Source organism: Hydrogenophaga sp. RAC07, from assembly GCF_001713375.1.
GTDB lineage: Bacteria > Pseudomonadota > Gammaproteobacteria > Burkholderiales > Burkholderiaceae_C > Hydrogenophaga.
In genome coordinates this window covers 3,131,450-3,147,818 of the sequence record NZ_CP016449.1, presented here as the reverse complement: position 1 = coordinate 3,147,818, position 16,369 = coordinate 3,131,450, and the positions used below count along the sequence as shown (strand labels likewise).

16 protein-coding genes are annotated in these 16,369 nt (G+C 69.2%); 7 read left to right on the top strand and 9 right to left on the bottom strand.

Annotation, left to right across the window (positions count from 1 at the left end):
• Positions 1-360: 360 nt before the first annotated feature.
• From BSY239_RS14730 to BSY239_RS14700, 7 genes are all read left to right on the top strand, one after another.
• Positions 361-1,533 carry a hypothetical protein gene (locus BSY239_RS14730; protein WP_069047450.1) on the top strand — a complete coding sequence of 391 codons (1,173 nt, stop codon included), beginning with the start codon at positions 361-363 and terminating at the stop codon, positions 1,531-1,533.
• 86 nt (positions 1,534-1,619) lie between these two features.
• On the top strand, positions 1,620-1,982 hold the full coding sequence (locus BSY239_RS14725; protein WP_236944078.1) for a hypothetical protein: 363 nt from the start codon (positions 1,620-1,622) through the stop codon (positions 1,980-1,982).
• Positions 1,983-1,996: 14 nt separating this feature from the next.
• Positions 1,997-2,677: a C39 family peptidase gene (locus BSY239_RS14720; RefSeq protein ID WP_069047449.1), complete on the top strand. Its 681-nt coding sequence runs from the start codon at positions 1,997-1,999 to the stop codon at positions 2,675-2,677.
• Positions 2,677-3,291, top strand: a complete 615-nt coding sequence (locus tag BSY239_RS14715) for a hypothetical protein (RefSeq protein WP_156775502.1) — start codon at positions 2,677-2,679, stop codon at positions 3,289-3,291. The genes BSY239_RS14720 and BSY239_RS14715 overlap by 1 nt, the downstream gene beginning before the upstream one ends.
• Before the next feature lie 209 nt (positions 3,292-3,500).
• Positions 3,501-4,814: an acetate kinase gene (locus tag BSY239_RS14710; RefSeq protein ID WP_069047447.1), complete on the top strand. Its 1,314-nt coding sequence runs from the start codon at positions 3,501-3,503 to the stop codon at positions 4,812-4,814.
• Positions 4,815-4,827: 13 nt separating this feature from the next.
• A complete protein-coding gene (locus tag BSY239_RS14705) occupies positions 4,828-6,195 on the top strand; it encodes a sigma-54 dependent transcriptional regulator (protein WP_069047446.1) in 1,368 nt (455 codons plus the stop codon).
• Between the two features lie 81 nt (positions 6,196-6,276).
• Positions 6,277-8,991 (top strand): cation-translocating P-type ATPase, encoded by a 2,715-nt coding sequence (locus tag BSY239_RS14700; protein ID WP_069049003.1) that lies wholly within the window; start codon positions 6,277-6,279, stop codon positions 8,989-8,991.
• A 13-nt stretch (positions 8,992-9,004) separates the two neighbouring features.
• Here BSY239_RS14700 and BSY239_RS14695 read toward each other — a convergent pair whose 3' ends face one another.
• The 9 genes from BSY239_RS14695 to BSY239_RS14655 all read right to left on the bottom strand — a co-directional run bounded on the left by BSY239_RS14695 (position 9,005) and on the right by BSY239_RS14655 (position 16,325).
• The gene (locus BSY239_RS14695) at positions 9,005-9,610 is read right to left on the bottom strand and encodes a CDP-alcohol phosphatidyltransferase family protein (protein ID WP_069047445.1); all 606 of its coding nucleotides are present in this window, start codon (positions 9,608-9,610) and stop codon (positions 9,005-9,007) included.
• Positions 9,600-10,250: an ATP-binding cassette domain-containing protein gene (locus BSY239_RS14690; RefSeq protein WP_069047444.1), complete on the bottom strand. Its 651-nt coding sequence runs from the start codon at positions 10,248-10,250 to the stop codon at positions 9,600-9,602. The genes BSY239_RS14695 and BSY239_RS14690 overlap by 11 nt, the downstream gene beginning before the upstream one ends.
• Positions 10,247-11,896, bottom strand: a complete 1,650-nt coding sequence (locus BSY239_RS14685; protein ID WP_069047443.1) for an ABC transporter permease — start codon at positions 11,894-11,896, stop codon at positions 10,247-10,249. The genes BSY239_RS14690 and BSY239_RS14685 overlap by 4 nt, the downstream gene beginning before the upstream one ends.
• On the bottom strand, positions 11,896-13,107 hold the full coding sequence (locus BSY239_RS14680) for an ABC transporter substrate-binding protein (RefSeq protein ID WP_083239994.1): 1,212 nt from the start codon (positions 13,105-13,107) through the stop codon (positions 11,896-11,898). The genes BSY239_RS14685 and BSY239_RS14680 overlap by 1 nt, the downstream gene beginning before the upstream one ends.
• A 48-nt stretch (positions 13,108-13,155) precedes the next feature.
• Positions 13,156-13,644, bottom strand: a complete 489-nt coding sequence (locus BSY239_RS14675; protein WP_069047442.1) for a DoxX family membrane protein — start codon at positions 13,642-13,644, stop codon at positions 13,156-13,158.
• Positions 13,641-14,468 (bottom strand): HvfC/BufC N-terminal domain-containing protein, encoded by an 828-nt coding sequence (locus BSY239_RS14670; RefSeq protein WP_069047441.1) that lies wholly within the window; start codon positions 14,466-14,468, stop codon positions 13,641-13,643. The genes BSY239_RS14675 and BSY239_RS14670 overlap by 4 nt, the downstream gene beginning before the upstream one ends.
• On the bottom strand, positions 14,465-15,370 hold the full coding sequence (gene bufB, locus BSY239_RS14665; protein ID WP_069047440.1) for an MNIO family bufferin maturase: 906 nt from the start codon (positions 15,368-15,370) through the stop codon (positions 14,465-14,467). Before bufB ends, BSY239_RS14670 begins: the two co-directional genes overlap by 4 nt.
• Before the next feature lie 26 nt (positions 15,371-15,396).
• On the bottom strand, positions 15,397-15,678 hold the full coding sequence (locus BSY239_RS14660) for a BufA1 family periplasmic bufferin-type metallophore (RefSeq protein ID WP_069047439.1): 282 nt from the start codon (positions 15,676-15,678) through the stop codon (positions 15,397-15,399).
• A gap of 128 nt (positions 15,679-15,806) precedes the next feature.
• Positions 15,807-16,325, bottom strand: coding sequence for a TlpA family protein disulfide reductase (locus BSY239_RS14655; RefSeq protein WP_069047438.1), 519 nt, complete (start codon positions 16,323-16,325; stop codon positions 15,807-15,809).
• Positions 16,326-16,369: the final 44 nt, after the last annotated feature.

Genomic DNA, 16,369 nt, shown 5'->3' with positions numbered 1-16,369 from the left:
CTTGCCCACGCGGCCACGCAGCCAGCGCTGAGCTGTGTCGCACCGGTGTGACACCCTGCCGCCCGTGCGCCCGGCGTGTTTTGCCGGGCCACCGCACGATGGCCATGGGTGTGCACCGCGCCGTGCCCCCCGGTCCCTCAGCGCGGGCGTCAACGCCTTGTGACAGTTGATGCAAGGCGTCTGAGTCGCCTCCCCCAGTTGTGGGGTGTGCCGTGGCCTTCGGCAGCCCGGTTTCTCCTGTGAGGACGCGCTTTTGTCGTCGGTCAGTTGCCGTTTGGCACCGAAGTTGCAAAGCAGCCTGCGATTTGCGCCTGCGCAACTCAACCCTGTTCCCGGTCCCATCAACTCATTGGAGGATTTATGAAGACAACACTCTTGGCCTCGGCCATGGCCGTGGCGTTCGGCATCAGCGGCGTGGCGCAGGCCAACACCACCCATCAGAAAGTCGACGACGGCAGCACCGCCACCAGCACCAGCACCAGCACGAAAACGGTCACCAACACGGACAGCAGCACCAACACGAAAACGCACTCGCACACCAGCACGAACACAGACACCGACAGCAGTGTGAACAAGCGGTCGGGTTCTGCCAAAGCCATCGGTGACCGGTCGGTGGCGCTGAACAACGGCTCGACCAGCAGCTTCAGCAACGCGTTCAACGTGACCACGGCGAAAGCCACCAGCAGCCTGCACGGCATGGTCACCGGCAACAAGGTGATGGGCCTGGGCAACAGCGCCTACAACACGGGTGACGCCAATGGCGGGAAAGCCTATGGGGGCTACGGTGGCAAAGGCTATGGCGGCAGCGCCAGCGGCTCGGGCACCGGGGGCAGCGGCGCTGGCGGTGTGGGTGCCGTGGGTGCGGCCGGTGGCGATGCGTCCAATGGCGACGCCTCCAACGGCGGAGCCAGCAACGGCAGCGCCAAGGCCGGTTTTGGTGGCAAGGGCTACGGCGGTGGCGCCAACGGTGGCGACAGTGGCGGCTCGGCCTCGGCCAACGGCAGCGGCAAAGGCCCTGGGGGCAGCAGCGGCTCGGCCAACGGCGGCCGCGAATACGACGCGGGTGATTCCGGTGCGGGTGGCACGTCCGGCACGGCGGGTGCCGGCAGCGGCACCGGCACCGGCGGCACGGCCAGCTCCACCGGTGGTGGTGGCACCCGCAACGCGGGCGCCGGCAATGGGGGCGCCGGTGGCTCGGCCAACAACGGCAGCGCCACCAACGGCAGCGCCAGCAACGGCTCCAACGCCGCCGGCAACGGGGGCTCTGGTGGCAGTGGCACGGGCGGCACCGGCGGCGCCGGCAGCGGTGGAACCGTCACCGCCAACGGCGGCACCGGCGGCAACGGCGCGGGTGGCAGTGGTGGCGCGGGCGGCTCGAACAACGTGAACGCCGGCACCTTCAGCATGGCCAACACCATGACCAGCGTTGGCCAGTCGGCCGCGGGCATCATGGTCGCCAGCCAGAACAGCGGCATCGCCGCACTGGTGCAGCAGAGCGTGAACGTGCAGGCCAACCTGGCCGTGGGCAACTGATCGCAGACCGATCACACCGCGTGGCTGGCCTGCCAGGCAGGCCGCGCGGTGCCGTCCCTCACCACCCCGACCACGGAGGGCTCACCATGATCCCGAACCGTTTGCTGTGCATGGCGGTGTGCCTGCTGGGCACGGGCTTGCTCACGCCGCTGGTGCACGCCCAAACCGCCCGCGCGGCACCCCCCCTGTCCACCTCGTCCGGCTTCCCGGCCCAGGCGGTTGATGCGGCCACCCTCGCCGGCCAGCGCGGCGGCAGCACCCAGGTGCGCAACAACATGACGCTGACCGGCACCACCGCCGACAACTCGGCACACAACGTCAACACCGGCGACAACGCCATCAGCGCGGGCGCCTTCGCCAACATGAGCGGCATGCCGGTGGTGATTCAGAACTCGGGCGCCAACGTGCTCATCCAGAGCGCCGTGATCCTGAACCTGCAGATGAACTGAACCGGGCCTCCACCATGCCACTGCGTCCGCTGTTTCTCGCGCTGCTGTGCGCCGCCACTGCGGTGGGTGCGCAGACCGCGAACATCCCCGCCACCGGCGCGGGCGACGTGAACCTGCCCCTGACCAGCATCCGCCAGGCGCGCCTGGCCGGCACGTTGCTGCAGCAATACGATTTCAGTTGCGGATCGGCGGCCATTGCCACGCTGCTGACCCACCACTACAACACCCCGATCGACGAGCAGACCGTGTTCTCGCGCATGTATGCACAGGGCGACCGGTCCAAGATCCAGCGCGAGGGCTTTTCTCTGCTGGACATGAAACGTTTCCTGGCCACCCTGGGCTTCGAAGCCGATGGTTTCGAGCAGCCTCTGGGCAAACTGCTGGAAGCGCGTGTGCCCGCCATCGTGCTGATCAACCGCAACGGCTACCAGCACTTCGTCGTGGTCAAGGGTTTGCAGGGCCAGCGCGTGCTCCTGGGCGATCCCTCGCAAGGCACGCGCGCCGTGCCGCTCGCCGAATTCGAGTCGCAGTGGCAGAGCAAGCTGCTGTTCGTCATTCACAACCGCATGGAGCAGGCACGCTTCAACCTCGCCGCCGACTGGCGCGTGGCGCCGCGCGCGCCCCTGGGCAGCGACGCGACCCGCGCCGGCCTCGGGGGTCCGGGCCTGCCCAGGCACGGACCGGGAGACTTCTGATGAAACCCTCACTTCTCCCCAGCGGCAGGCGGGCAACGGCCCGGCTCGGGGTTCTTGTCGTGTGCCTGCTGGGCGCCTGGACGGACCTGGTGCAGGCCGCACCAACCACCCAGGTCTGGCAGGCCGTGAGCGACCGCACGCTGGACCGACAGCGTGGCGGCTTCTCCTTCGGCGGGGGCCTGGAGGTGTCGTTCGGCATCACGCGCTCGGTGTTCATCAACGGCCAACTGATCACCGAGACCGTGCTCAACATCACGCGCATGGCCGACATCACACCGGCCTGGGCATCGCGCCTGCGCGAGGAGCTGCAGTCGCTCACACTGGTGCAGAACGGGCCGGGCAACACCTTTGTGTCCGGTACTGCGCCCGCTCCCCGTCCGCCAGCCACGACCACCGCCACCGCCAACGGCAGCGGCAGCGGCAGCGGCGCCGCCACCACCAGCTCCATCGTGGGCACGGTCAGCGGCACGGTGATCCAGAACACGCTGAACAACCAGCAGATCCTGCACCAGACCATCATCAGCGCGAGCAGCAACAGCCTGGGCATGTTGAGGCTGGCAAGCCTGCACAGCAGCCTGTCCGAGGCGATCCGCCAGAGCGTCGGACAACACTGAGGGCCGCCCGTGGCGGTGGCCACCGGTTGCGCCGAGGTGTCGGCGGGTGGTCGGCGCCACGTGCTGGCACCGAACGAACCAGGTTTGTGTGTGATTGAGCATGCTCAATCGGCTCCCCCCGGACCGGTCGCACGATGCCGGTACCGCGATGGCCACGACGACAGCGTCCGATGCGACGAAGCGTTGCGGCGTTTTTGGGGGGCGACAGAATGAAAAGCTTCAGTTCGCATCGGTCATGGGGGGCGGTGACCGGTTCGGTCCTTGTCCTGTCCAGTGCCCTGGCGCAGGCCCAGGGTGTGCCGGCCCGCAAGAGCGCGGCCCAGCGCGTGGAGGCGCTTGAACAGCAGGTGGTGGAGCAGGGTCGCCAGCTGGATGCGATGCGCGAGCAACTGCGTGAGCAGACGGCCCGGCAGCAGGAACTGGAGCGTGCGCTGACGCAGCAGGCCGTACGCGACGCGCAAGCCGCCACCGCCGCGGCAGCGGCGGCACCACCTCCGCCGCCCGCCGCGCCCGTTGGTGACGCGGGCCGCCCGGTGCGGGTGGGTGCGGCTCCGCAGGGCGACCCGCAGCCCCCGGTGGTGGCGCCCATCTTCGACCAGCCCGGCATCCTCACGCAGCCGGGTCACTACGTGCTGGAGCCCTCCATCCAGTACGGCTACTCGTCGAGCAACCGCGTGGCCCTGGTGGGCTACACCGTCATCCCGGCGCTGCTGATCGGCCTGATCGATGTGCGCGAAGTCAAGCGCAGCACCCTGACCGCAGCGCTGACCGGCCGCTGGGGCTTGACCCGCCGCCTGGAGGTGGAGGCGAAGTTGCCCTACGTGATCCGCTCGGACGACTCCATCAGCCGCGAAATCTTCACCGGCACCGCCTCCGAGCGGGCCTTCAACGCGAGCGGCAACGCCATCGGCGACATCGAACTCGCGGCCCGCTACCAGCTCAACCAGCCGCAGGCGGACGAGCCCTTCCTCATCGGTTCGCTGCGCTTCAAGACCCGCACCGGCAAGGACCCGTTCGAGGTGGTCACCGACTGTGTGACCCGCTGCGAAGGCAACACCACCGGCACCGGCCTGCCGCTGGACCTGCCCACCGGCTCGGGCTTCTATTCGTTGCAGCCCGCGATCACCTGGCTGTTCCCGTCCGACCCCGCCGTGTTCTTTGGCGGCGTCAGCTACACCCACAATTTCGGCCGCAGCAACCTGAGCCGCCAGGTGCTCAACGGCCAGTTCGAGTCCATCGGCTCGGTCAAACCGGGCAATGTCTGGGGCATCAATTTCGGCATGGGTCTGGCGCTCAACGAGCGTTCGTCGTTCAGCATGGGGGTGGACCTGAACTCGGTCGGACGCACCAAACAGAACGGTGTGACCGTGCCGTCGTCGGTGCGCACCCAGCTGTCGTCGCTGCTCATGGGCTATTCGTACCGCTACAGCCCGAAGACCACCCTGAATGTCACGGTGGGCGCGGGGCTCACGCGCGACACACCCGACCTCACGCTCAGCGTGCGTCTGCCGATGTCGTTCTGAGAAAGCCCCGGTCATGTTCGCGCGCAAGATCCTCTGTCTGGGCCTGGGCACCGAGACAGGGGCGGTGGAGGACCACCTGCAGCGCACAGGATGGCTCGTGACCCGTTGCGTGGAGGTCTGCGCCGCAAGACGCCAGCTGGCCATGCGCCGGTTCGGGGTGGCGGTGCTGGTGGCCGGGACCACGCCCACGCTGGATGCCGCCGGCGTGGCCGAGGTGGAGGCCTGTGTGCATGCGTCGTCGCCCACCGAATGGGTGGCCCTGTGCAGCCCGGGCGATCTGGAGTCGCCCGCCTTTCGCGCGCTGATCCTGGGCTGCTTTTTCGACCACCAGGTGCTGCCGCTGGAATGGCGCGACCTGGACCGCATGCTCGAACACGCCGAGCAGCGGGTGCTGCTGCGCAGCCAGGCCGGCACGCCGGTGCCCAACGGCGACACCCTGGGCATGGTGGGCCAGGCGGAGGCGATGGTGAAACTGCGCCGACAGATCCGCAAGGTGGCCGAGACCGGCGCGCCGGTGCTGATCTGCGGTGAGAGCGGCACCGGCAAAGAGCTGGCAGCCCAGGCCATCCACAACTGCTCGTCGCGCAAGGACGGCCCGCTGGTCGAGGTCAACTGTGGCGCCATTGCTGCGTCGCTGATCCAGTCGGAGTTGTTTGGCTACGTGCGCGGCGCCTTCACCGGCGCGACCACGGACCGCCGTGGACTGATCGAGGCGGCCGATGGCGGCACCATCTTTCTCGACGAGATAGGCGATCTGCCCATGGAGCTGCAGGCCAACCTGCTGCGTTTCCTGCAAGAGAAGTCCATCCAACGCGTGGGGGCGGTGCGCAGCACGCCGGTGGACGTGCGCGTGATCGCCGCCTCCCACGTCAATCTCGCCGACGCGGTGGCGGTGGGGCGCTTTCGGGAAGACCTTTTTTACCGACTCAACGTGTTGCCGATCGAGGTGCCGCCCCTGCGCCAGCGCATGGAAGACGTGCCGCTGCTGGCCCGGCACTTCCTCAAGGCCTGCACGACCGACTGTCCCCACCGCGTCGAGGGGTTCAGCCGGCAGGCGGTGGAGGCCATGGCGGTCTACGCCTGGCCAGGCAATGTGCGCGAGCTCTACAACCGTGTTCAGCGCGCGGTGGTCATGACCGAACAACGCTGGATCGGCCCGCACGACCTGGGTCTGCAGCCCGCCGACGGTGTGGCGGCCCACGACCTGGGGCAGGCGCGCACGGCGGCGGAGCGCGACGTGATCTGCCGCGTGCTCATGCGCGTGGGCAGCAACGTCACCCTGGCCGCGCGCGAGCTCGGGGTCTCCCGCATGACGCTGTACCGGCTGATGGACAAGCACGGCATCGGGGCCGATCCAACCGAGCTGGTGCAGCGCCACTGAGCCCGGGCCACTGCGCGCCGGCCGCGCGAATGCTTGATGCGCGTCATGCCGCGTGCAAGCGCGCTGGGCTATGGTCCTGTCATGGCCCCCGCACCCGACCCCTCCCGATCAACCGTGGCCCCCGAGGCCTGGCATGCGCGACCGAGCCCCTGGGCGCTGCGGCAGCTGGACAGCACCGACACCGGCCTCACTCCCGCGCAGGCCGCCGAGCGTCTGGCGCAGCATGGCCCCAACCGCATCGAACAGGGGGCACCGCCCGGCGTGTGGATGCGCGTGCTGCGCCAGTTCAACAACCTGCTGATCTACGTGTTGCTCGTGGCCGCGCTGGTCACCTTCTGGTTGCGCGACTACCTGGACACGGCGGTGATCCTGGGTGTGGTGGTCATCAACGCCGTCATCGGTTTTGTGCAGGAAGGCAAGGCCGAGCGTGCGCTGGAAGCCGTGCGTGCCATGCTGGCCAGCCGGGCCACGGTGTTGCGCGGAGGAGATCGCCACGAGATCGACGCCGCCGATCTGGTGCCGGGCGACGTGGTGCTGCTCGAATCGGGGGCGCGCGTGCCGGCCGAGCTGCGGCTGCTGCGCACCAAGAACCTGCGCATCGACGAGTCGGCGCTCACCGGCGAGTCGGTGCCTGCCGAGAAGGATGCATCGCCCGTGGCGGCGGACGCGCCGCTGGGTGACCGCCTTTGCATGGCCTTTGCCGGCACCACGGTGGCGGTGGGGCAGGGCAGCGGCGTGGTGGTGGCCACCGCGGGCCAGACCGAGATCGGCAAGATCGGTGCGCTGGTGTCCGACCTGAACAACCTGGCCACGCCGCTCACGCGCCGCCTGGACCAGTTCGCGCGCCGGATCACGCTGGTGATCGGTGTGGTGAGCGTCATCACCTTTCTCTACGGCAGCTTCATCGGCGGCCTGCCGCCGCTGGCGCTGTTTTTTGCGGTGGTGGGTCTGGCGGTGGCCGCCATTCCCGAGGGCCTGCCCGCCATCGTCACCATCACGCTGGCCATCGGCACCGCCGCCATGGCGCGCCAGCGCGCGGTGGTGCGCCGCCTGCCCGCGGTGGAAACGCTGGGTTCGGTCAGCGTGATCTGCACCGACAAGACCGGAACCTTGACCCGCAATGAGATGACCGTCGTGCGCGTGATGCTGGCCGGCCGCACGCTGGACGTGACCGGTGCGGGCTATGCGCCCGAGGGTGGGTTCCACCACGATGGCGCCGCGCTGGACGCGATGCAGGACAACGGCCTGCAGCGCCTGGCGCGTTGTGCACTGCTGTGCAACGACGCCCAGCTGCACCACACGCCGGCCGCCGGCTGGGTGCTGGCCGGCGACCCCACCGAGGGCGCGCTGATGTCGCTGGCGCGCAAGGCCGGCCTCGACCCCGCGCAGGAGGCCACGCTCACGCCGCGCCGGGACGACATCCCGTTCGAGTCCGAACACCGTTTCATGGCCACGCTGCACCACGACCACACCGGGCGCGTGTTCGTGTTGCTCAAGGGCGCGCCCGAGCGCGTGCTCTCGCTGTGTGTGAACGACACCGGGGGTGGTCCGCTGGACAGCGCCGCCTGGCAGGCACGCATGGACGGGGCCGCGGCCGAAGGCCAGCGGGTGCTGGCGCTGGCCGAGTGCGACCTGCCGGCGGGCACGGTGTCCTTGACCATGGGCGACATCACCCCACGATTCACCTTGCTCGGGCTGGTGGGTCTGATGGACCCGCCGCGCGCCGAGGCCGTGGATGCGGTGGCCGAGTGTCGGCGCGCCGGCATCCGCGTGGTGATGATCACCGGCGACCACGCAGTGACGGCCGCGGCGATCGGCCGTGCGATCGGCCTGCGCGATGGCCAGCCGCTGAGCGGCGCCGAGATCGACCGGCTCGGTGACGACGCATTGAAAGAACGGCTCGCGCAGACCGACGTGGTCGCGCGCGCCAGTCCCGAGCACAAGCTGCGCCTGGTGGCCACGCTGCAGGCGCAGGGCCAGCTGGTGGCCATGACCGGCGACGGGGTGAACGACGCGCCCGCACTCAAGGCCGCCGACATCGGCGTGGCCATGGGCCAGCGCGGCACCGACGCGGCGCGCGAGGCGGCCGACCTGGTGCTCACCGACGACAACTTCGCCACCATCGCCGCCGCCGTGCGCGAAGGCCGCACCGTGTTCGACAACATCAAGAAGTCGCTGCTGTTCGTGCTGCCCACCAACGGCGGCGAGGCCGGGCTGATCCTGGCCGCGGTGTTCGCGGGCCTGGCCATGCCGGTCACGGCCGCGCAGATCCTGTGGATCAACATGGTGACCAGCATCACGCTGGACATCTCGCTGGCCTTCGAGCCGGCCGAGCGCGGCGTGATGCGACGCCCGCCGCGACCGGCGAACGAGCCCCTCATCACGCGCTGGATGCTCACGCGCGTGGTGTTCGTGAGCCTGCTGCTGATGGGCGCCTCGTTCCTTGTCTTCAACTGGCAGCTGGCGCGCGGTGGCAGTCTCGAGATGGCGCGCACCACCGTCATCAACCTGATGGTGGTGGGCGAAATCTTCTACCTCTTCAATGTGCGGCATTTCACCGCCAGCGCCTTGACGTGGGAGACCTTGCTGGGCAACCCGGTGGCGGTGTGGACCGGCGTGGTCACGCTGGTGCTCCAGCTGCTGCTGACCTACGCGCCGCCGATGCAGCAGCTGTTCGGCACCGCCGCGCTGGATGCGCCGACCTGGGGCGTCATCGTCGCGCTGGCGGCGGGCCTGTTCGTGGCGGTGGAGGCCGAGAAGGCGTGGCTGCGGTACCGCGGTGTGCACCGCATCTGAATGGCGGTGCCGGTCACTTGAAACGCTGCCAGCCCCAGCCGATGCGCAACGCCGTGGTGATGGCGCACAGCGCCGCAAAGCCGTAGGCGATGGGCGCGAACCACTGTGGCCACAGGCACATGGCGACAAACGCCGCGATGGTCTCGGTGGCTTCGGTCAGTCCACCCAGAAAGTAGAAACTCTTGTCGGGCAGGGCGGTGGATGTCAGGCCGCGCTGGGCGGCCACGATGGCAAACGCCAGGAAGCTGCTGGCCGTGCCCATGAAACTGGCCAGCAGCACGGCGGCCGGCAGCGCGTTCTGCGCCGGGTCGACCACGGCAAACGCCAGCGGGATGGCCGCGTAGAACAGAAAGTCCAGCGTGATGTCGAGAAAGCCGCCCCGGTCGGTGGGCTGGGTCAGTCGGGCGACCGCGCCGTCCAGGCCGTCCATGAGTCGCGAGAGCAGCAACAACACCAGGCCGGCCATGAAGTGCTGGAACACGATGGCCGCGGCTGCGGCCATGCCGATCGCGAAGCCGATGAAGGTGAGCGCGTCGGCGCCGATGCCCACACGCACCAGGGTGTGGGCCACGCGGGTGAGCACCGGCTTCAAGACCCGTTGAATGGCGCTATCCAGCACGGCCGAGCTCCACCACCAGTGCCGGGTCGGCCACGTCGGCCGCATCGTGCGTCACCAGCACGGCGGGCACGCCGCTGTCGCGCAGGTGCTCGAACACGAAGGCGCGGAACTGGTCACGCAGCGCGGCGTCGAGTTTGGAGAAGGGCTCGTCAAGCAGCAAGGCCTTGGGGCGTGCGAGCAGGGCGCGCATGAGCGCCACACGGGCGCGCTGACCGCCCGACAGCGTGGCCGGGTCGCGCGCGCCGAAGCCGGCCAGGCCCGCTTCGTCCAGCGCTTGCGCCACCGCCGCCAGCCGCTCGCGCTTCGGGCCGGCGGGCACGGCGAACAGCAGGTTCTCGGCCACCGTCATGTGGGCGAACAGCAGGTCGTCCTGGAACAGCAGGCCGATGCCGCGCTGCGCGGTGGGCTGCTTTGTGAGGTCGCGCCCGTCCAGCGTCACCGTGCCTTCGAACTGCAGGGCCTCGCTGCCTTCGGTCACGCTGTGCAGCGTGCCGGCGATGGCCGCAAGCACCGAGCTTTTGCCGCTGCCGCTGGGCCCCATCAGCGTGAGGGTGTGACCCGCAGCGACGTCGAAGCGCAGGTCTTGCACCAGCGTGTGGTCGCGGGTGGCGAGGCGGTGGATGTGAACGGCGAGCGTCATGCAACAGGGTGGGTGAATCGGCGGGGGCGGCCCAGCCAGGCGGCCAGTGCGAAGGCCAGCATCGGCAAGGCCAGCTGCAGGCCGGCGTAGGCGCTGGTGAGCGAACGCTGGCCACCGGACGCCAGTGTGACGGCTTCGGTGGTCACGCTGGCGAAACGACCGGCACCCACGTAGAGCGTGGGCAGGTACTGCGCCACGCTCACCGCAAACCCGACGGCGGCGGCCGAGGCCAGCGCGCGTTTGAGCAGCGGCCATTTCACGCGCAGCAAGAACGCCCAGCCCGAGCGGCCCAGGCTCGCGTTGAGCTGGGCGTAGCGCGGGTCGAAGCCGAGGTAGGCGGGGCTGAGTGCGAGCAACACATAGGGCAGCACCATGAGCGTGTGCGCGATCAAGAGACCGCTGGCCTGGCCTTCCAGCCGCAGCTGCAGGCCCACGCCATACAGGCCCACCACCCACAACACGGCGGGCAGCACCAGCGGCAGGTACAGCAGTGGGCGCAGGGCGTCGTCCCAGCGGCGCGGCGCGAGTTCGAGCCAGGCCACGCTCCACAGCAGCGCCACCGCGCTGCTGCCCGCTGCCAGCCACAGCGTGGTGAGCACGGTGCCGCTGCTCTGCATCACCTGCGCCCAGGCAGCGTTGGTGAACGACTGCGGCCACACGGCGGGAAACGCCCACACACCGCTGACGCTGCCCACGGCGAGCGCCAGCAGCACGGCGGCGTACACACCCACCAGCAGCCACAGGCCGATGTCAGTGCCCGGTGTGCGTGCGGTCGAGCCGCGAACGCCATGGCCATGCGCCAGCGCCTGGCGTTGCAGGCGCTGCGCACCCAGCCAGAACGCGCTGCAGGCCAGCACCATGAGCGCCAGCAACACACCTGCGGCCGCGCCTTGGGTGTAGGTGGCCGGGTCGGCGTCCTGCAGCCACTGCCAGGCCAGCACGGCGAGCGTGGGCGGGGAGGCCGGGCCGATGACGAGGGCCATGTCCACCACCGTGAGCCCATAAGCCAATACCGCCAGCAGCGGCCAGCGCAGGCGGGTGGCGAGCTGCGGCCACAGCACCAGCCAGAAAGCGCGGCGCGGCGCGTAGCCCAGGGTTTGAGCGAGGGCATGTTCGGCGCGCCAGCGCTGGCGCACGTCGTCGCGCTGCAGCTGGGTGGCGGCGGTCCAGAGCAGGAACGGGATCTCCTTGATCACGAGGGCTGCGATCAGGCCCAGGCCCCAGGGGTCTTGTGTGGTGGGCCAGGGCGGCGGGCTGTCAAACCCGGTGAGCCAGGGCGACAGCGCGCGCAGCAGCCAGCCGCTGGGCGCGAGCAGAAACAGGAAGCCGATGGCCAGCGCGGCGTGGGGTGTGGCCAGCATCACCGGCAGGCCGCGCAGCAGGCGTGCCAGGCGCTGGCGCACGAAGCCGCGCGCCAGCAGCGCGGCCGCGCCCCACCAGGCCAGCAGCGTGGAGGCCAGGCCGGTCCACAGGGTGAGCAGCGCGGCGTGGACCAGCGCCGGGTCTTGCGCGAGTGAGCGCCAGGCCGCGGAGTGGCTGCCGGTCCTGAGCGCTTCGAGCGCGGTCCACAGCAACGGCACGGCGGCCAGCGCCAGCAGGGCGCCTGCACCCAGGCGCCGAAACGAGGCGTGGGACAACAAGCGCATCACACGCCGTAGCGGCGCGCCCACTCCTTCTCCAGCGGATCGACCCACGAGGCGTGGGGTTCGGGCAGCGTGGGCGCGCCCTTGGCCACCAGGCCGGGCTGGTTGCCGGTCTGGAACAGTGCACGGTCGGCGGCCGGGAGGCGGGCCACGTCGAGCACGGTCGGGTCGCCCCAGTGCGCGATGTCGGCCTTGCGCGCCTGGGCGGCGGGTGAGAGCAGGAAGTTGGCCACCACCTGTGCGCCGGCTTTGGCGCGCGCGTTGTACGGAATGGCCACGAAGTGCGTGTTGCCGATCGTGCCCTTCTCGAACTGCCAGCTCACCACCGAGGTGGGCAGGCGTTTTGCGGCGATCTCGTTGGCGGCTTCGTTGGGGTTGAACGTGATGGCCAGCAGCAGTTCACCGTCGGCCATCATCTGGCGCACGGCGGCCGCGTTCTGCGGAAACTGTTTGCCCGCGCGCCACAGGTGCGGGCGCAGCGCGTCAAGAAATGGCCAGAGTGCGGCGGTCTGCGTGGCGAAGGCGGCGTCGGTCACGGGCTGTGCCAGCGCCTTGGCATCGGGCGCGAACTCCACCAGCGCCTGCTTGATGAAGGTGGTGCCGTGAAAGTCGGGCAGGCGTGGGTGGGTGATGCGCCCGGGCTGGGCGCGCGCCAGCGTCAGCAGGGCCTGCATGCTCTGCGGCTGCTGCGGCAGGCGCTTGCTGTCGGCGAACAAGGTGAACTGCGCCATGCCCCAGGGCGACTCCATGCCGTCGGTGGGCACGGAGAAGTCGTTGAGTGTGGTGGGCTTGCCGGCCACGTCGACCAGCTTGAAGTGGGGCAGGGTTTCGGCCCACGGGCCGAACAGCAGGCCTTCGCGTTTCATGGCGGCGAAGTTCTCGCCGTTGATCCACACCAGGTCCACCGTGCCCTCGCTCGCCGTTCGGCCTGCGGCCTTTTCGGCGCGCACGCGTTTGACCACGTCGGCCGTGTCGGTGATCTTCACGTGCTGCAGCTTCACACCATGAGAAGTTTGCACCTGCTGCGCCACCCACTGCAGGTAGGCGTTGGTCTGTTCGCTGCCGGCCCAGGCGTTCCAGAACACGGTCTGGCCGCGCGCGGCCTGTTCGATGGCAGGCCAGGTCGACTGGGCCCAAGCGGGCGACAGAGACGCTGCGCCGGCGGCGAGCAGCAGTTGGCGGCGTGACAGGTGGGCGGTGGGGTGCTGGGGCAAGGTGTTGTCTCCGTGGGATTCGATGGTTTTCGATGGACCGGGAGGAGCTTAGTTCAAGGCCATGCCCGTTGCCGCCGTGCGGTTGAGGCGAGGCTGGATCCACAGGCCGTCCACCGACCATTTGCCGACACCGTAGATCGCCAGCGCCGCCAGCAGCACACCCCAGGTGATGTGTTGCTGCAGCGCGGCGGGTGCGATCTCGGCCAGGCTGACCACCGCCACCACATTCACCACCGACAGCCCGAGCGCCGAAAAGCGCCCCGCCAGGCCGAGCAGCAAGAGCACCGGCAAGACCAGTTCACCCGCCGTGCCCGAGATGGCCGCGAGCTGCGGTGACAGCAGCGGCACCTTGTATTCCTCGGTGAACAGCAGCAGGGTCGTCTCCCAGTCGCGGATCTTGGTCAGGCCCGAGAGGAAAAACACCTGGGCCAGGTAGACGCGCGCCGCGAGCGCGGCCAGCGGTTGCGCCGCGTTGAGCGCCTGTGTGACGAGAGACCAGAGTTCGTGGCCGCGCTGCAGCAGGGTGGGTGTGCTCATGGGTTGTCCTCCGTGTGTGGGGTGTTCAGGGTTTGGGGTGATGTGTTGGCCACGCCGAGCACCAGGCCGCTGTGCACGGCCTGGGTGAGCCAGTCGGAGAAGTCGAAGTCGGCCGGGACCTGGCCCAGCGCGTCGGTCAGGGCCGCGCCGCGCAGCAGCGCCGGCAGCAGGCCGAGCGCGTTGGCGGGACAGGCCGCCACACACGGACGCCATCCCTGGCGCCAGACCACGGCGGTCTCGCCCACGCGGTCGCGCACGCGCTGGCCCGCCTCGGCCAGGGTGGGCTCACCGGTGGTGTGCGCGGTGACCAGGCTGACCACCGGCCAGGCGCTGGGGATGAGGGCCGTGCCGGGTGCAAGGCGCAGCGTGAGGGATTCCGGGTCTTCGCTGGACAGGCGCGCGAAGCTGGCCATGTCGGGCTCTGCATCGGGCGCGCCCGCAGCGCGGTGCAGCGCCCACTCCACCTGCGCCACGTCGGGCAGGTAGGGCACCTCCGCAAGCTGTTCGCTGTTGGCGAGAAAGACGGGCAGGGCATCACCCCACTGCGCCAGATCGCCGCAGCGCGGAGGTTCGCTGTGCCAGAGGTCGCGCGCCAGGGCGTTGAAGTTGTCGCGCCCGATCAGTTGCGCGATCACCGGGTAGGCGGCCATCAAGCTGCGTTCGGCGAGCGCGTGGCCGTTGGCCTGGTAGGCCATGAAGCCGCGAGACGCGTGCGTTTCAAGTCGCGTGTGCAGGTGGTGCGGGGCGCCGGTGGCCCGTGGGCTCCCGGGCCGCGCGAACAGCGCGTCGAGCAGGCTCTGCTGTTGAAGCATCAGGGTGTTCATGCGGCCACCGTGTCCAGCGCGCGGCTGGTGTGTTCGCGAGCCGTGGCCGCCTCGTCGAGCAGCACCTGCAGGTCGGGCACATCGGTGTCCCACTCGATCAGCGTGGGCACGGCGCCAAAGCGCTCCAGCGCGTGGCGGTACAGCGACCACACCGCGGGCACCACGCGGCTGCCGTGATCGTCGATCACGATGTCGCCACAGTCCACGTGGCCGGCCAGGTGCAGCTCGGCCACAGCGTCTGGCTCGAGGGCTTCGAGCCAGTCGCGGCAAGCGGCCAAAGGCTCTCGCAACGAGCCCTGAAGCCGGTCGTTGAGGCCGTTCACATAGATGTTGTTCACATCCACCAGCAGATGGCAGCCGGTGCGCCGGGCCAGCTGGTTGAGGAACTCGGGCTCGCCCATTTCGTTCGCTTGCCAGCGCAGGTAGGCCGACAGGTTTTCCACCGCGATCGGGCGCTGCAGGTGGTCTTGCACGCGCTGCACGTTGGCGCACATCGCGTCCAGCGCCTCGCGGGTGAAGGGGGTGGGCAGGAGGTCGGAGGCGTGCACCGCGTGCCCGGGTCGGGAGGACAGGCTGCCGCGCGCAAAGCAGGCGTGGTCGCTCACGCGCACCGGCTCGATCTCGGCCACCAGGGCCGCAAGCCGATCAAGGTGTGCCTCGTCGATGCCGGTGGCCGAGCCCAGCGACAGGCCCACGCCGTGCAGGCTCACGGGATAGTGCTCACGCCCCTGGCGCAGCACCGCACGGGCGGCGCCGCCGGGCGCAAAGAAGTTCTCGGAGTGGACTTCGATGAAATCCAGGGCCGGCTGCCGCTGCAGCAGCTCGGCGTGATGGGGGTGCCGCCAGCCGATGCCCACGGGTGCGACCTTGTGGGTCTGCAGGAAGGGGTCGGCGGCGGTCATGGTTGGCCTTGAGAGAGGTGGGGAGATCAGGACTTCTTCATGTCCATCTTGGCCTTGTCCAGACCAATGCCACCCATCTGTTGGCAGGTGCCGGCGGGCACGTACTTCCATTCGCCTTTGTCGTTGTCGACCTTGGACTGGCCTGCGCACGAGTGGGTGCCGGCGATGTTGGCGCAGTCGTTCTGACCGGCCTTGGCGATGCCGAAGCACTTCTCCTTGGCGGCGTTCTGCGCAAAGGCAGGTGACGAGAGCAGGGCCAGCGACATCAGGGAAGTGGCGGCGGCGGCAATCATGGTGCGTTGGTTCATGGGAGGCTCCTGAAAGGATGGAAGAGTTGAAGAACAACCCACTGGTTCGGCTGTCGAGGCACACCACCAGCGGGTTGGGGATTGGTCTGCCGGTGAAGGGCTTTCTTACGCCGCCCAGAAAAATTTCTTCAAAGCAGGTCGGCGATGCGGTCCCAGGCCTCGGGCGGAATGCGGCCGTGGTACTGCTCCACGAGCTGCCCGCTCTTGTCGAGCAAAAAGGCCGCGGGCAACTGGCCGGTGGGGCCGAAGCTGTCGCGGTACTGCGGCTCACCGGTCCAGAGCGTGGTGAAGCGCTGGTTGGCCGGCACGGTGGCGTTGACCAGTTGCTGGTAACTCACTGCGTTGCTTCGCAAGCGGTCGGTGCTCACGCTGACCAGCTCGAAGGGTTGGCCCGCCCAACCTTTGACGTTGGCGCGCAGCTCGGGCATCTTGTCGCGGCAGACAGCACAGTCGGTGGACCAGAAGACCACCATGACCACCCTGCCGCGCAAGGATTGCAGGTCGAAGGACTTGCCCTCGAGCGTGTTGCCGCGCAATTGCTGGGGTGTGCTGGTGATCGTTTGCGCCAGCGTGGCTGGCGCAAAGAGGGCGGTGGCGATGGTCAGGGCGATGAGGCGTGCGTTGAAATGTGCAGGTAACAGTGACATGGAAACCTCCTGGGTGGTCTTCAGTCGGCATGTCCGCCGTTTCA

Bases quoted from the DNA above. Each gene is read 5' to 3' on its own strand.
- BSY239_RS14675 (WP_069047442.1), bottom strand. From the start codon at position 13,644: ATGAGCACACCCACCCTGCTGCAGCGCGGCCACGAACTCTGGTCTCTC.
- BSY239_RS14690 (WP_069047444.1), bottom strand. From the start codon at position 10,250: ATGACGCTCGCCGTTCACATCCACCGCCTCGCCACCCGCGACCACACG.
- BSY239_RS14660 (WP_069047439.1), bottom strand. From the start codon at position 15,678: ATGAACCAACGCACCATGATTGCCGCCGCCGCCACTTCCCTGATGTCG.
- bufB (WP_069047440.1), bottom strand. From the start codon at position 15,370: ATGACCGCCGCCGACCCCTTCCTGCAGACCCACAAGGTCGCACCCGTG.
- BSY239_RS14685 (WP_069047443.1), bottom strand. From the start codon at position 11,896: ATGCGCTTGTTGTCCCACGCCTCGTTTCGGCGCCTGGGTGCAGGCGCC.
- BSY239_RS14705 (WP_069047446.1), top strand. From the start codon at position 4,828: ATGTTCGCGCGCAAGATCCTCTGTCTGGGCCTGGGCACCGAGACAGGG.
- BSY239_RS14700 (WP_069049003.1), top strand. From the start codon at position 6,277: ATGGCCCCCGCACCCGACCCCTCCCGATCAACCGTGGCCCCCGAGGCC.
- BSY239_RS14715 (WP_156775502.1), top strand. From the start codon at position 2,677: ATGAAACCCTCACTTCTCCCCAGCGGCAGGCGGGCAACGGCCCGGCTC.
- BSY239_RS14655 (WP_069047438.1), bottom strand. From the start codon at position 16,325: ATGTCACTGTTACCTGCACATTTCAACGCACGCCTCATCGCCCTGACC.
- BSY239_RS14720 (WP_069047449.1), top strand. From the start codon at position 1,997: ATGCCACTGCGTCCGCTGTTTCTCGCGCTGCTGTGCGCCGCCACTGCG.
- BSY239_RS14670 (WP_069047441.1), bottom strand. From the start codon at position 14,468: ATGAACACCCTGATGCTTCAACAGCAGAGCCTGCTCGACGCGCTGTTC.
- BSY239_RS14725 (WP_236944078.1), top strand. From the start codon at position 1,620: ATGATCCCGAACCGTTTGCTGTGCATGGCGGTGTGCCTGCTGGGCACG.
- BSY239_RS14730 (WP_069047450.1), top strand. From the start codon at position 361: ATGAAGACAACACTCTTGGCCTCGGCCATGGCCGTGGCGTTCGGCATC.
- BSY239_RS14710 (WP_069047447.1), top strand. From the start codon at position 3,501: ATGAAAAGCTTCAGTTCGCATCGGTCATGGGGGGCGGTGACCGGTTCG.